The organism is Marinobacterium sp. MBR-109, assembly GCF_040547565.1.
GTDB lineage: Bacteria > Pseudomonadota > Gammaproteobacteria > Pseudomonadales > Balneatricaceae > Marinobacterium.
The window spans coordinates 45,450-58,723 of the sequence record NZ_JBEPPZ010000011.1; the positions used below are offsets into that span (position 1 = coordinate 45,450).

12 protein-coding genes are annotated in these 13,274 nt (G+C 56.8%); 8 read left to right on the plus strand and 4 right to left on the minus strand.

Going from position 1 to position 13,274, the window contains the following annotated elements; translation table 11 throughout:
* Positions 1-2 precede the first annotated feature (2 nt).
* Complete coding sequence (locus ABIE60_RS13575) at positions 3-356, minus strand: hypothetical protein (protein WP_354470060.1); 354 nt, start codon at positions 354-356, stop codon at positions 3-5.
* A gap of 134 nt (positions 357-490) precedes the next feature.
* Between ABIE60_RS13575 and ABIE60_RS13580 the strand changes: the two genes are divergently transcribed.
* The 8 genes from ABIE60_RS13580 (at position 491) to ABIE60_RS13615 (ending at position 7,484) form a co-directional block, all read left to right on the plus strand.
* Positions 491-1,132, plus strand: a complete 642-nt coding sequence (locus ABIE60_RS13580) for an O-methyltransferase (RefSeq protein ID WP_354470061.1) — start codon at positions 491-493, stop codon at positions 1,130-1,132.
* Entirely contained in the window at positions 1,129-3,192 is a 2,064-nt protein-coding gene (locus ABIE60_RS13585) for an intermembrane phospholipid transport protein YdbH family protein (RefSeq protein ID WP_354470062.1), read from the plus strand. The genes ABIE60_RS13580 and ABIE60_RS13585 overlap by 4 nt, the downstream gene beginning before the upstream one ends.
* Positions 3,193-3,297: 105 nt before the next feature.
* A complete protein-coding gene (locus ABIE60_RS13590; protein ID WP_354470063.1) occupies positions 3,298-3,498 on the plus strand; it encodes a YnbE family lipoprotein in 201 nt (66 codons plus the stop codon).
* Positions 3,499-3,508: 10 nt separating this feature from the next.
* Positions 3,509-3,847 carry a YdbL family probable chaperone protein gene (locus ABIE60_RS13595; RefSeq protein ID WP_354470064.1) on the plus strand — a complete coding sequence of 113 codons (339 nt, stop codon included), beginning with the start codon at positions 3,509-3,511 and terminating at the stop codon, positions 3,845-3,847.
* A complete protein-coding gene (locus ABIE60_RS13600) occupies positions 3,832-4,908 on the plus strand; it encodes a lipid A deacylase LpxR family protein (RefSeq protein WP_354470065.1) in 1,077 nt (358 codons plus the stop codon). The genes ABIE60_RS13595 and ABIE60_RS13600 overlap by 16 nt, the downstream gene beginning before the upstream one ends.
* Positions 4,909-5,017: 109 nt before the next feature.
* Positions 5,018-5,389 carry a response regulator gene (locus ABIE60_RS13605; protein WP_354470066.1) on the plus strand — a complete coding sequence of 124 codons (372 nt, stop codon included), beginning with the start codon at positions 5,018-5,020 and terminating at the stop codon, positions 5,387-5,389.
* Positions 5,390-6,013, plus strand: coding sequence for a chemotaxis protein CheC (locus tag ABIE60_RS13610; protein ID WP_354470067.1), 624 nt, complete (start codon positions 5,390-5,392; stop codon positions 6,011-6,013).
* Positions 6,014-6,026: 13 nt separating this feature from the next.
* Entirely contained in the window at positions 6,027-7,484 is a 1,458-nt protein-coding gene (locus tag ABIE60_RS13615) for a diguanylate cyclase domain-containing protein (RefSeq protein ID WP_354470068.1), read from the plus strand.
* A 62-nt stretch (positions 7,485-7,546) separates the two neighbouring features.
* Here the strand turns inward: ABIE60_RS13615 and ABIE60_RS13620 are convergent, their stop codons facing one another.
* The 3 genes from ABIE60_RS13620 to ABIE60_RS13630 all read right to left on the minus strand — a co-directional run bounded on the left by ABIE60_RS13620 (position 7,547) and on the right by ABIE60_RS13630 (position 13,231).
* Positions 7,547-9,208 (minus strand): methyl-accepting chemotaxis protein, encoded by a 1,662-nt coding sequence (locus tag ABIE60_RS13620; RefSeq protein ID WP_354470069.1) that lies wholly within the window; start codon positions 9,206-9,208, stop codon positions 7,547-7,549.
* Positions 9,209-9,292: 84 nt separating this feature from the next.
* Positions 9,293-11,035, minus strand: a complete 1,743-nt coding sequence (locus ABIE60_RS13625; protein WP_354470070.1) for a PAS domain S-box protein — start codon at positions 11,033-11,035, stop codon at positions 9,293-9,295.
* A 186-nt stretch (positions 11,036-11,221) separates the two neighbouring features.
* Positions 11,222-13,231: a TonB-dependent copper receptor gene (locus ABIE60_RS13630; protein ID WP_354470071.1), complete on the minus strand. Its 2,010-nt coding sequence runs from the start codon at positions 13,229-13,231 to the stop codon at positions 11,222-11,224.
* Between the last annotated feature and the right edge of the window lie 43 nt (positions 13,232-13,274).

Below are 13,274 nucleotides of genomic sequence, written 5' to 3' on the forward strand. Positions count from 1 at the left end.
CCTTACCAGAAGTACCAAAGGGCCACAATGGACGCCAACACCAGCGGCAGCATCAGCAACAACGCCTTGAGGTCACCCAGCAGGCGCTGAATCAGCACCAGATGCACCACCGGGAAGGTGATGAACAGACAGCTGACGGGAATCCACCAGTCCAGATGCCGAATCCCGTAGGCCAGCGCGCCGATCAACGTCAGCGCCCCAAGATTGCCGGCCATCACTACCGTCACCGCACCATTGCGGGTTTGCATGAACGCCGGACGCCTTTCTTCCGGCAATTTGTTCAGCGCACCGGCACTCAGCGCCGCCGACATGGACACCAGGCCGGTCGCCAGAAACAGATACAAAGCTTCGTACATCAGAACTCTCCTTCAAATCAGCGCAGATTGTAAAAGATCAGGCCGCATTTCGGTATCAATATCCCTGACCGGGAAAAGTACACCGGGGTAATGCTAGAATTGCACTTTGCCGTTTGTGATTCAGGTACACCGCCATGCCCGACTTTCTGGTTGATGAAACCATTGAAGACTATGCTTTTGTTAACACCCGTTCAGAGCCGCCACTGCTGCAGGAGCTGATCGATCAGACCAACCTCAACATGGGCTGGCCACAGAAACTGTCGGGCCGACTTGTTGGTCGTACCCTGAAACTGCTGTCTGCACTGGTGCAGCCGAAAAACGCACTGGAGATCGGCATGTTCACCGGCTACTCCGCCCTATCCATCGCAGAAGGCATGCCGGCCGATGGCAAACTGATCTGCTGTGAAACCAACCCTCGCGCCATTGAGTTTGCCCAGGGGTTTTTCGATCGCAGCGAGCACGGTCACAAGATCGAGGTCATCTTCGGCCGCGCTCTGGATACGCTGGAAACACTGGATCTGGAGCTCGACTTCACCTTCATTGATGCCGACAAACGCAACTACCTCAACTACTATCAGCGCGTTAAACAGATGACCCGTCCCGGTGGGCTAATCATCCTCGACAACGTGCTCTGGTCAGGCAAGGTGGTACAGCCAGAATCCGACATTGACGACATTCTGGTTGAAACCAACCGCTTCATCGCCGCCGACCCCGGGGTGGAAAACGTGTTTCTCACCGTGCGCGACGGCCTTAACATAGTCCGCAAGTTGCCATGAAAAAGTGGCTGGGCCTGCTCTTTCTGCTGCCACTGTTGCTGGCTGGCATGGCCTGGCTGTCCCTGCCCTGGAGCGCCCAGTACCTGGTTGAGCGCTGGCTGGCTGAGCAAGGCTTTGTTGCACCGGCATTTACCATGCGCCACCCTTCATGGGAAAAACTTCAGATTGATCACCTCAGCGTCAGCCAGGCCGGCGATGGCCGGCGCGTAACACTCAGTGCCGATAATATCGAACTGCAGTTCGACCCGATGAACCTGCTGCAGGGACAACTGGCCGAGCTGCGTGTGCAACAGGCTCGCCTCGATATCGTTGCCGATCATTCGCTCAAGGGCCGTGCTGAACAAATTCAGCGACAACCCGAGCCGATCGCTCTGAACCGCTTTCACCCACAGCAGCTGTTCAGCTACGCCCCCTCAAGACGACTGGTGATTGCCCAGCTGGAACTGAACTACACGGCGCCGGAGCAGCCACCCCTGACCCTGCTCGGCAATGTGGATCTGGAACCACAGCTGCTGCAGGGACGTTTCCAAATCAAGCTTGACCAAAAGCCACTTGGCTACCTCGATTTCAATTTTGATCCCGACTATCAGCTGCAACTGAGTTTCAGTGATACTCGTCAACCCCTGGTCCAAAGCGATCTGAGACTGACTCCTGACCCACACAGCTGGAAATTCGAAGCCGAAACAACGGTACAGATCGAGCCCCTGCGCAGTGCCCTTGAATCATTTCAGATTGCGCTGCCAGAAGAGGTGCGCCCGCTCAGTGGCGTACTGAAGTTGAACAGCCGACTGGAACTGCCCGCCCAGCTGGCATCCGATGTTCAAACACTGCTGCGGCTCGACAGTCATCACGACATTGCAGCCAGGCTCAGGTTGCCAGGCCGCAATGCTGTGCCGAACAGCGATCTGGATCTACAGGCCCGCCTGCAATTTCTCGATGGTTCGATTCGACTGCAATTGAAACCTTCAACCCGGTTGGTACTGCAGCGGCAGGATATGCCTGAGCTGCCCCCGATCAGCTTGAGCGCAGACCTGCAGTGGCTGCCACACGCCATGCAGATCAAGGGGCCCATCACCCTGCGTACTCAGGAACCGCCGCTGCAGCTGGACACCGAGCTGACACTGGATGCCCGCCTGAATGGTCGCGTCGGCCTCAATCTGCCGCCGGTTCAACTCGCTTCACTGCTGCCGACACTGAAGCGCCTGCTGCCACAGCAAAGGGTCTGGCCGGATGTCCACCAAGGGCAGCTTCAGGCCCGCGGTGAACTAAGATTAAACGAAGGCCAGTGGCAGCTGGAGCTGCGACCCGGCCTGACTCAGGCCAACCTTAGCCTGGACAATACCCATATCCATAACCTGAACTTGGACAGCCGGCTCGAACTTGCACCGAATGGTCGTTTAAGCGCTCGTGGAAACCTCAGTATCGGCCATACCGATACGGGCCTCCGGATCTATGGGCCGGATCTCGACTACGCCCTCACCGGCTACGGCAACAGCCGCTACTGGCTACAGCTGACAGCTTTCAGCCTGTCTGCACTCGATGGCATCATCGCCGTACCGGCGGTTGGCTTTGATCCTCTCAAGCCCGATCTTGAAACCCGCCTTGCCGTGTCTGCCTTTGACTTGAGCCGAATTCTGGAGCTGTATCCTCAAGAGGGGCTCTATGGCAGCGGGGTGCTGGGGGGAGAACTGCCGATCCGTATCAACGGCAATGAGATCAGCATCCACAACGGTCACCTGCGCAGCGGTGCTGAAGGCGGCGTTATCCGCTACCAGCCTACACCTGAAGTCGCGCTGATGGGACAACAGAACCCCGGTGTCCAGCTGGCACTGAGGGCTCTGACCGACCTGCGTTTTGAGCTGCTGGACCTCAAGCTCGACTACCAGCCAAACGGTGACGCCGACATGCGCGCCCGGCTCAAGGGGTACAATCCCGGCTGGCAGCAGGGCCGGCCGGTCGATCTCAACCTGAATATTGAGGAAAACCTGCTCGCTCTGCTGCGTACACTGCAGCTCACGGGCCGAGTGACCGACTCCATCGACCGTCGTTTCCGCCGCTAGTTCGTTTCCGTTAAGGCTGGTTTAAGCTAAGCTGCTGCTCAATGGAAACCAAAGCTGCGATTCCCTGTCTGATCGCATACAGCCCAGCAAGAAAAGGAACCTACCATGCCCAGCCGACAACTGCTGCCCGCAACATTCTGCGCGCTTGGTCTGCTTGTCTCAGCCGGCTGCACCCCGACTGTACAGGTGGCAGCACCATCAGAGCCGATCACCATAAATCTCAACGTAAAAATCAAGCATGAGATTCTGGTCAAGGTCGACAAGGAAATTGACTCCATGCTGGATGAAAACAGCGAACTATTCTGAGGGACGAATCATGTTGCGCACACTGAGCAAAATCCTGACTGCTGGCCTGCTGGCCCTGAGCCTGAGCATGCCTGCCTTTGCCCTTTCACTGGATGAGGCCAAGTCAAGCGGCATGGTAGGCGAAAGAGCCACCGGCTACCTCGGCATCGTAACCTCAAGCCCCAGCGCAGATGTCAAGGCGATGGTCAATGAAATCAACAGCAAGCGCCGCGCCCTGTATCAGCAGAAAGCCAGCAAGGCCGGGGTTTCACTGGACGTAATGGAGCTGCGCACCGGCCAGCGCCTGCAGGAGATGGCCCCTGCCGGGGAGTATATTCAGGACGGCAACGGTCAGTGGCGTCGAAAGTGAAGTACACCCTCTGTCTACTGACCATCGGTTGCCTGACCACTGCTGCATCAGCCGCCGAGACATCGCCGGCTGAAGTCCCTGCGATCAACCCGGATCAAAGCTGGACTGCCAATTTCTATTTCGAAAACGACCTGTTCAGTGATACCGACCAGCAATACACCAATGGGTTAAGGCTGTCCTTTGTGTCACCTGAAATCGAAAGTTTTATCGACGACCCCGACCTCCCTGGCTGGATGCGCGATGCCAACCGCCTGCTGGCTCCACTTGACCCAGAAGCGGTACGACTGGGGCAGAATGTCAGTCGCCGCCTGATTTTCACTCTGGGGCAACTGATATACACGCCGCAGGACCGCGAACGTACCAGCCTCGACCCAACCGACCGCCCCTACGCCGGCTGGCTATACATGGGCTTTGGCTACCATACCCAGACCCGAAACCGGATGAACTCCTTTGAGGTGAATCTGGGCATGGTGGGACCCGCCGCACTGGCACAGGAGTCACAGGACTTTATTCACGACCTGCGTGGCATCGACAAATTCAACGGCTGGAACAACCAGTTGCGCAATGAACCAGGACTGCAGCTGATCTATGAACACAAGAATCGCTGGCTGCGCCGCTCTCTGGGCAAGGATTGGGAGCATGAGATTCTGTTGCATGCTGGCGGCAGTCTGGGCAATGTGGCAACCTACCTGAACACCGGAGCTGAATATCGCATCGGCAAGCATCTGCCGCACGACTTTGGTACATCGGCACTGCGCCCTGGGGGTGATAACAGCGTGCCAGGGCAGGGCGACCCCCGTTTTCGGCATCACTGGGGCATTCACGGCTTTGTATCAGTCGATGGCCGCTGGGTACTGCAGGATATTTTTCTTGACGGTAATACCTGGCGCAGCAGTCACAGTGTCGACAAGGAGCCTCTTGTTGGGGATGCCGCCTTTGGCGTTGCCGCCACCTGGCAACAGTGGAAGCTTTCCTACGCCCGCATCTACCGCACGCGTCAGTTTGAAGCCCAGCAAGACAACCACAGTTTTGGCTCTCTTGCCGTTTCCTATACGTTTTAATACACGCAGTAACATAACCTGATTTAAGGGTTATTCCCTAAATCAGCTGACTAAAATTGCTTCACTTGTTAAACTTTTCGCTTTATTCCTGCGATGACACGCTGACACCATGACAACAACAAAACCGATCAACCTGCTGCTGGTTGATGACAGCCGTATTGCCCGTCTCAGTCTCAGCCGTCAGCTGAAATCTCTGGGGCTGGAACTGAATTTACTGGAAGCCGACTCAGCCGATGCAGCTGAAACCCTGCTGCAGAGTGAAAACGCCGATATCGCCCTGATCGATTTCAACATGCCCGGCCGTGATGGCCTCGAACTGGCCGAGGCGCTCAGTGCCCGCTTCCCGCAGCTGCGAATGGCACTGGTGACCGCCAATATTCAGGACGCGCTTGCCCAGCGTGCCCGTGAGATGGGAATGGCGTTCCTGCCCAAGCCCACCACCGCCGAGCAGCTTGCTGCCTTTGTTTGTCAGGAGGCCTGAATGGACCTGTTCAGCCCCGATGAGCACGATCTGATCGTTGAACTGATGAACCTGGGTGTTGGCCGTGCCGCTAACGCATTGTCACAGCTGGTCAATGACGAAGTACTGCTGTCGGTGCCACGCGTGGAGTTCATCTCCGTACCTGAAGCCCAGGCCGCCTTCCGCAAGGATCTGCCCTCGTTTCTGGCCGGTGTGTTGCAGGATTTTGAAGGCTTCATCAACGGTCGCGCCGCATTGCTGTTTCCGGAAGCACGCAGCCTGGAACTGGTTAACGCCATGATCGGTGAAGAGCTCAGTGCCGATGAGATCACCGAGCTGGAGCAGGAAACACTGGCGGAGCTGGGCAATATCCTGCTCAACCACTGTCTGGCCACGCTGGCCAACCAGTTGAAGCAACAGGTACAGACCGATATTCCCAAAGCGTTCAGCGTCAGTGCAGCCGACCTTCCCAGTACTCTGAGCCTGTACGACTCGGATAACGAAAACACACTGGTGATGCTGGTTCAGATCGACTTCAGTCTGCGCCACAGTGCACTGCGCGGTTATCTGGCATTCATTATCGACCTGCGTTCGGCTGATACCTTTATTACGGCCCTTCGCAGCTATCTTGCCGAGTTGCTCTGAAGGACGACTTCCCATGAGCCAGACCGAACTCCAGGGTACCTGCCTGTCTGATGTTCTTGACAACCTTGACTGTACCGACCTGCTGCACAGCCTTGATGGCGGTGTACTGCTGCTGGACGGTGAGTGTCGCATCATCTTTTGCAATCGCTGGTTCAGCCGCCATACCGGTCTGACCGAGCAGCATATTATTGGCCACACCATTGAAAGCCTGTTTTCTGCCCAACTGCCACCCGCTCTGCTGGATGCCATTGAAAGCGGATGCCGGCTGCGCATGGGCCGAATCCTGTCGCATCAGCTGCACAAGCGCCTGCTGCCGTTATGGCGGCGTGCGCCGGGGGGCGAGCAGATGCCCCTGTACCAATCGATCCTGATCAAACCACTCAGCCAGAGTAACCTGACGCTGGTACAGTGCTTGGATATCACCAATGCTGTCAGACGGGAACAACACCTGCGCGCCAGTGAACGCATATTGCGGCTGGAGCGCAGTGTACTGGAACTGATTGCCACCGGTGACTCGCTGGAGGAAGTCCTGCTGCAGCTGTGCAATACGGTTGAAAATCTCGTCCCGGGTGCCAGTTCGGCGATACTCCTGCCTGACGAAAGCGGTCGGCGCCTGAGTGTCAAAAGCGCCCCGAATCTGCCAAACCATTTTCTGCAGCGCCGCGAGGGGCTAAGTCTGACAGCAGAAGGGACCACCTGTGCACAGGCATATCTCAGCCGAGGGCTCACGATCTGCCCGGATATCCATCAAGACAGTCACTGGCATGACTGGCGCGATCAGGCACAACGCTACGGCATCTCCGCCTGCTGGGCTCAGCCCATCGTAGCGGCCTATGATGAAGTGATCGGAGTGTTCGCCTGTTATCCACAGAGCCCGGCGGTGCCGGACGATACTCAGCGTCAGCTGCTGCAACGCATGGCGCACCTGGCAGCCATTGCGATGGAACGGCACAAGCGGATCGAACGCATCCGCTTCCTGGCCATGCACGACCCGCTGACAGGCCTGCCCAACCGCAGTCTGCTCAACGAGCACCTTGGCCGCAACCTGCGCCGCGCTCATCGTGAAGGCAATCAGTTCGCCCTGATGTTCATCGACCTGGACGGTTTCAAGCAGATCAACGACCAGCATGGCCACGATGCAGGTGATGACCTGCTGTCGGTGCTGTCCGGCCGCATTACCGAGCAGCTCAGGGGCACGGACACCTGTGCACGCATTGGCGGGGATGAATTTGTGGTAATGCTGGAAACGGTCACCACGGCGGACGCATCAGAGCAGGTAGCAGAGAAACTGCTGGATTGCCTTAGTCGCCCGGTCAAGCGGGGGCAGCTGCAGCTGCAGGTGTCCGCTTCAATCGGCATTGCACTTTATCCACAGGACGGCAACAGCGCGGATGCCCTGCTGACCCGTGCCGACGATGCCATGTACCGTGCCAAGGCACTGGGCAAGAATCGCTGGCACCGACTGGATTAACATCAAAAAAGGCCTGCCGGTAAACAACCGACAGGCCCTTGGGTATCTCGAAAACAAAAGGCTTAGTGCTGGAACTTGCTGACAGCCTTTTTCAACTGCATGGCAAGCGCCGCAATTTCCTGACTGGTCGCCGCCACACTGTCTGCAGCAATCGACGTTTCGTCTGCAGCCATGTTGATGCGATTGAGATTCTGGTTCATCTCATCGGCAACAGAACTTTGCTCTTCGGCGGCACTGGCAATCTGAGTGTTCATATCGTTCATGCGCATGATCTGCTGAATAATCGCCTCCAGCGCCTCATTGGCACGCGCGGCCTTTTCCACTCCATCACTGGCCTGCTGCTGCCCCTGCTGCATCACTTTGGCCGCTTTGACCGCTGCAGCCTGCAGATGGCTGATCATGTCATGAATTTCAGTGGTCGAAGTCTGGGTGCGACCGGCAAGGCTGCGAACCTCGTCAGCCACCACCGCAAAACCACGCCCCTGCTCACCTGCACGGGCAGCCTCGATAGCCGCATTCAACGCCAGCAAATTGGTCTGTTCCGCAATCTCACGAATCACATCCACAACCTTGCCAATCGCCTGAGCATCTTCGGCCAGCTCCGCTATCACCTGAGCGGCAGACTCTACTTCGGAGGCAAGGTGGTTCATGCCGTCGACACTTTCAGTTACCACCGACTGACCATGGTGAGCCGATTCATCCGCAGCCGTGGCGCTTTCAGCGGCTGTCGCCGCGCTCTTGGCCACGTCATGTACGGTCGCGTTCATCTCATACATGGCGGTTGCAACCAAATCGGTTTCTGCCTTTTGTGCCTGAATGCCACTGCGCGACTGCTCGGCCATGGCAGCCCCTCGTTCGGCCTGCTCACTCAGAGATTCACCCACCTGACCAATCTCACGCGCCAGCTGGGCAAGGCTGCTGCGGGTCTGGATGAAGCGTTGGGTGATACGCCCCACTTCATCGTCATTCGAAGCGAACGGCAGTGACTGGTCACGGAAATCACCGGCCGCCATGCTATCAGCAATACTGCCCAGATTATCCATGCCACGGTTGATGCGACGGATCACGAAGAAGGCAAAACCAAACGCCAGCAGCAAGCCCAGAATACCCACAGCCAGCAGCTCAAGATTCAGCAACTTACCGGTTGCACTTATTTCAGCCCGCGCTTCCCGTGCACCTCTAAGCTTGCGATCACTCAAATCCGCTCGTGCCTTGTCAGCTGATGCGAACAGCGGATTGACCTGCTGTAAGATCTGCCAGTTGGCACCGACATAGTTACCCTGCTCAATCAGTGCGACCGTGGGCGTCACGCCCTTCTCAAGAAACAATTGAAATTGCTCCTCAAACGCACTGGCGAGTTGTGAGGCCTCTTCACCATGACGCACCGACATGAACGCTTGCCAGAGTTCACGGATCTGAGCTTCGTACTCTCGCACCAGATCAGTGTGCAGGCTTGTGGGATGGTTGTGCGCATTGGCAAATTCAGTGTTGGGTTGATGCTGAATGCTCAACAGCAGCTGTGAGCGGATGTCCCCCATCAAGCCTCCAATGCGCTCGACCTGATACAGCGGCACCATGCGGCGGTCAAAATTGTCATCGAATTGAAAAGCCTCATATTTAAGGCCATACATGGCGAAGCCGGTCAAGGCTACAACCACCAGTAGAAACAGCGCCACAAGCATGCGGAGCAGGTTTTTGATCGAGCCGAACAGGCCAACGTGCATAGGAACTCCTTGATTGGGGGCAATCCTGTATCAAACATGTAGTCATTCTAATACAGTAGAACATGTGTTTGTATCAGAATAATCTCATTGGTCAATCTTACGCATGGCACCGGACAATTCGTTCACTCGGTCATGGGTTTCTTCCACCAGCTGACCAATTTCGCGTGCCGACTCTCCCGAGCGCTGAGCAAGGTTTCGCACCTCGTCTGCCACCACCGAGAAGCCACGCCCTGCCTCGCCGGCACGCGCCGCCTCAATGGCTGCATTCAGCGCCAGAAGATTGGTCTGTTCTGCAATCTGGTTGATGCTGGTGACGATATTGGCGATGCGGTCACTAACCTCTTCCACCGAACTCATCGCCTGCAGTGTTTGAGTGACCGCTACCCGTCGGTCCGATATATCAATACCAAAACCAACCAGGCGGGTAATCGTGTGTTTGAAATCACGCAGCGCACAGAAACGCATATCCAGTGTCAGCGGGTCTCCGCTGGCAAGGGTAACACTCAGTTTACAGGCCAGCTCACCTTGTTCTCGCAGCCGGCCAAGCTGTTGTGGTTCAATCTGCTGCCAGAGACTTTGGGCCACCTGCTCGGCACTGTTCCGGCTGCGCTTGGTGAAATAGGAATTGGCCGACACGAAACGCCCCTCTGGGCTGTACTCGACCATCAGCAGTGACTCACTGATCGCCTTCAGGCGCACTTCAGACTCCAGCGCCTCGCGCTTGGTTTCGGTAATATCAGCCTGAATGGAGATAAACTTGTCCGGGCGACCGCGCTCATCCAGTACCGGCGAGATCGACAGCGACACCCAGTAGGGCTCGCCCGCCTTGTTGTAGTTGAGAATCTCGTCGTAAAACACATCCAGATCACGCAGATGCTTACGGATGCGCTCAATAGTTTCAGGACTTGTCTCTTCACCCTGCAGGAAGGTGCCAGGCTTGCGACCCTGTACCTCCTCCAGCGTGTAGCCGGTCATGCGGATGAAACCGTTATTCACATATTCGATACAGCCTTCCGCATCGGTAATAACCACCGAGTTTTCGGTCTTGTCCGCGACCAGGCTAAGCATGCGCATCTCTTCACGCCGTTCCACTTCTTCAGTAATGTCGCGCAGAAAAGCGGTGTAGGTGACGCGATCATCCACCACCACTTTGGACAGGGATAACCTCGCCCAACGATGGCCCCCATCAAGGCGCTCAATATCAACCTCACGTGACGTGCCGACAATACGATCTTGTCCGCCCTCGCGATTGCGGCGTACATATTCATCATGACTTGGCTGATGGATCTGAGGCACCAGCATTTTGACGTTCTGCCCCATTACCTGATCGCGAGAACACCCCCAAAGCACTTCTGCCGCCTTGTTGAACAGCGTAATGTTATTGTGTTCATCAATGCAGACCACCGCATCCAGTGCCTGCTCGAGCGTTTGCTGCATCATTTCGCGAGCACTGCGCTCGGCCGTCACATCACGCACGAAAGCACTGTAGTACTTCTTGCGCCCCACCTTGACTTGCGACAGCGCCAGTTGCACCCAGATGCGAGAACCATCCTTGCGCTCTACCTCAACCTCGCGTGATGTCCCCACAATTCGGTTTTCACCTGTTCTGCGGTGATGATCCACATAATCATCGTGCCGACCACGATGCTCCTGCGGCACCAGCATCGATACGTTGCGATTGATCACCTCCTCACGGCTGAAGCCCCAAAGCGCTTCGGCAGCTCGATTGTAGCGCTTGATCCGGTTTTGCTCGTCGATCATCACCACGGCAATCAGTGACTGATCCAGCGTTTGATCTGCCGAGCTTTTCCCTGGCCACACTTTCATGTGCTGTCCCCTTGATTCCTCAGGCGGCCGGTGGCGCACCATCAAACTGTCTTGTTTTTATAACGCTTGTGCATAAAGTTAAATTTATCAGCTCATTATAGACACTGAAACTACCGATTAGGTGTAGCTGCACACACAAAAAAGGGGCCACCGTGGCCCCAAAGCGGAATGAAAGAGGAGGTCAATTCAGAAACGTGCCGTCAGACGAATCCAGCCGGTACGGCCGGGCTCATTGACCTGAGCCGTATTGCCGAAAGCATCTTCACGGTTGATGTGATGGGCATAAGCCTTGTCAAACAGGTTGTTGATGCCTGTATTCAGGCTCAATGACGGGTTGAAGTCATAACCCGCATTCAGGTTGACCACACCGTAACCCGGTGTCTTGCGTACATCCTGACCACCGCAGGCGCTGCCGGACAAACATACATCATTCTGTTGTGCCGCCACTTCCCACTCGATACCCGCTTTCAGTGCATCATGGCGATAATCCAGCGCCAGCGTTGCCGTCAGCGGCGGGATCTGTGAAAGATCGGTGTTGTCGTCACGGTTTTCGCCTTTCACCCAGGCGATGCCGTTACGCAGCTGCCAATTATTGTCGAGCTGCCAGGCCATTTCAAAATCAAGGCCATACAGCGCGGCATCAATATTGTCATAGCGGTTGTTCTGGCGGTTGATGTAGTCATCCACCCGATTGTAGTAACCCGCCAGTGACCAGCTCAGATCGGCCGTTTCCGAAGCCAGCACCAGTTCGAGCTGATGGTGCTTTTCGGGATCGAGCGAAGGATTGCCGCGCCAGGTTCCGGTGGCCATATAACGCTCGGTCGCATCGGCGGTGCGCACGCTGCGCGACAGCGTGGACTCCAGTCGGTACTGACTGTTGATGCGATGGGTCCAACTGACAAAACCGCTCAGGTTGTGCTCGCTGGCGTTGTCATCGGCATTGCTGCCATAGAGGTCATTCGGGGTTTGGCCATTCAGCCCTCCACCGGTAAACGCCTCGTTGGTTCTGCCGGCATCGACGCGCACGTAATCATAGCGCGCCCCCGCCTTGAGCAGGTCACCACCTGCCATATAGTGCCTGGCCTCACCGAACAGACCGGTCTGTTTGATGGTCACATCCGGCCACTGGATACCGGTTACACGCCCCGTCATCATGCCACTTGCGATGATGGCAGACGCATCACGGTTGTTTTCCTGATGATCCACACCCCACTGAATCTCATGGCCCCGCACACGGCTGTCGATCAGCAGGCGGCCACCGAGGGTATCGGAACTGGTCGGCGCGTCCATCGCCATCATGGCAGTCAGAGGCCGCAGGCTGTGGTTATCCATCAGATGATCGACATCAGCCCGATACACCTCGGCCCGCACTCGCTCGATGAAACCGCCATCAGTGGTATGGTCCAGCTTCAGGCGCCAGGTGTCTGAATCACTGTAGGGTGAATCCATGCCGGCGCCGGGAAAGAGCACATCCTCTTCATTGACCTGCTCGTAGCTGCCTTCCAGCCAGGTCTGCTCACCCAGACGAACGCCCGCCATCAGTGCATTGCTTTCGGTTTGGTAGGACGAGCGCACCTCGTTACCGTTGCCATCTTCATAGTTGCCGGCATCGGCTTTTTCGGTGACAAAGCGCACATAGCCCTGTTCATCACCGGCCGCGAGATCAGCGGACAGGTTGGTGGTATCGCTGTTGCCGGTATAAGCGGCGGACAGCTTGCCACGATAGGGTTTATCCGCGTCCAGCAGCGGGCGCTCACGCTCGAACAGCACAGTACCACCACTGCCGCCCGGGCCGTAGATCACACTGCGATTGCCCTTGATCACCGTTACCCGGTCGTAACTCTCAGCGGCGGTGTAGGTGGTCGGCGGGTCCATGCGGTTGGGGCAGCCGCCGTAGAGGAAGGCACCATCAAGGATCACATTCAGCTGATTCTGCTTCTGACCGCGAATCACCGGATCAATGCCGCGCCCGCCCATGCGCGAACCGGACACCCCGTTGATCGACCGCAGCAGATCGCCGCCATCACTGCTCGGCGCCGCCTGAACCGCCTCGGTATCGCTGCTGGTGATCACTGCCGACACAGGCAGAGGTTTTGTCACCTCCAACACGTCTTCTGCCCACACGGGGGTGGATACAACAGGAACCGACAGTGCGGCCATCACCGCCAGCGACAGACTGGAATAGCTGAATTTCATCCTTTAACTCCCTTCAGGCTGCAAAATTGCGGCTCATTCTAGG

Bases quoted from the DNA above. Each gene is read 5' to 3' on its own strand.
- ABIE60_RS13575 (WP_354470060.1), bottom strand. From the start codon at position 356: ATGTACGAAGCTTTGTATCTGTTTCTGGCGACCGGCCTGGTGTCCATG.
- ABIE60_RS13580 (WP_354470061.1), top strand. From the start codon at position 491: ATGCCCGACTTTCTGGTTGATGAAACCATTGAAGACTATGCTTTTGTT.
- ABIE60_RS13585 (WP_354470062.1), top strand. From the start codon at position 1,129: ATGAAAAAGTGGCTGGGCCTGCTCTTTCTGCTGCCACTGTTGCTGGCT.
- ABIE60_RS13590 (WP_354470063.1), top strand. From the start codon at position 3,298: ATGCCCAGCCGACAACTGCTGCCCGCAACATTCTGCGCGCTTGGTCTG.
- ABIE60_RS13595 (WP_354470064.1), top strand. From the start codon at position 3,509: ATGTTGCGCACACTGAGCAAAATCCTGACTGCTGGCCTGCTGGCCCTG.
- ABIE60_RS13605 (WP_354470066.1), top strand. From the start codon at position 5,018: ATGACAACAACAAAACCGATCAACCTGCTGCTGGTTGATGACAGCCGT.
- ABIE60_RS13610 (WP_354470067.1), top strand. From the start codon at position 5,390: ATGGACCTGTTCAGCCCCGATGAGCACGATCTGATCGTTGAACTGATG.
- ABIE60_RS13615 (WP_354470068.1), top strand. From the start codon at position 6,027: ATGAGCCAGACCGAACTCCAGGGTACCTGCCTGTCTGATGTTCTTGAC.
- ABIE60_RS13620 (WP_354470069.1), bottom strand. From the start codon at position 9,208: ATGCACGTTGGCCTGTTCGGCTCGATCAAAAACCTGCTCCGCATGCTT.
- ABIE60_RS13625 (WP_354470070.1), bottom strand. From the start codon at position 11,035: ATGAAAGTGTGGCCAGGGAAAAGCTCGGCAGATCAAACGCTGGATCAG.
- ABIE60_RS13630 (WP_354470071.1), bottom strand. From the start codon at position 13,231: ATGAAATTCAGCTATTCCAGTCTGTCGCTGGCGGTGATGGCCGCACTG.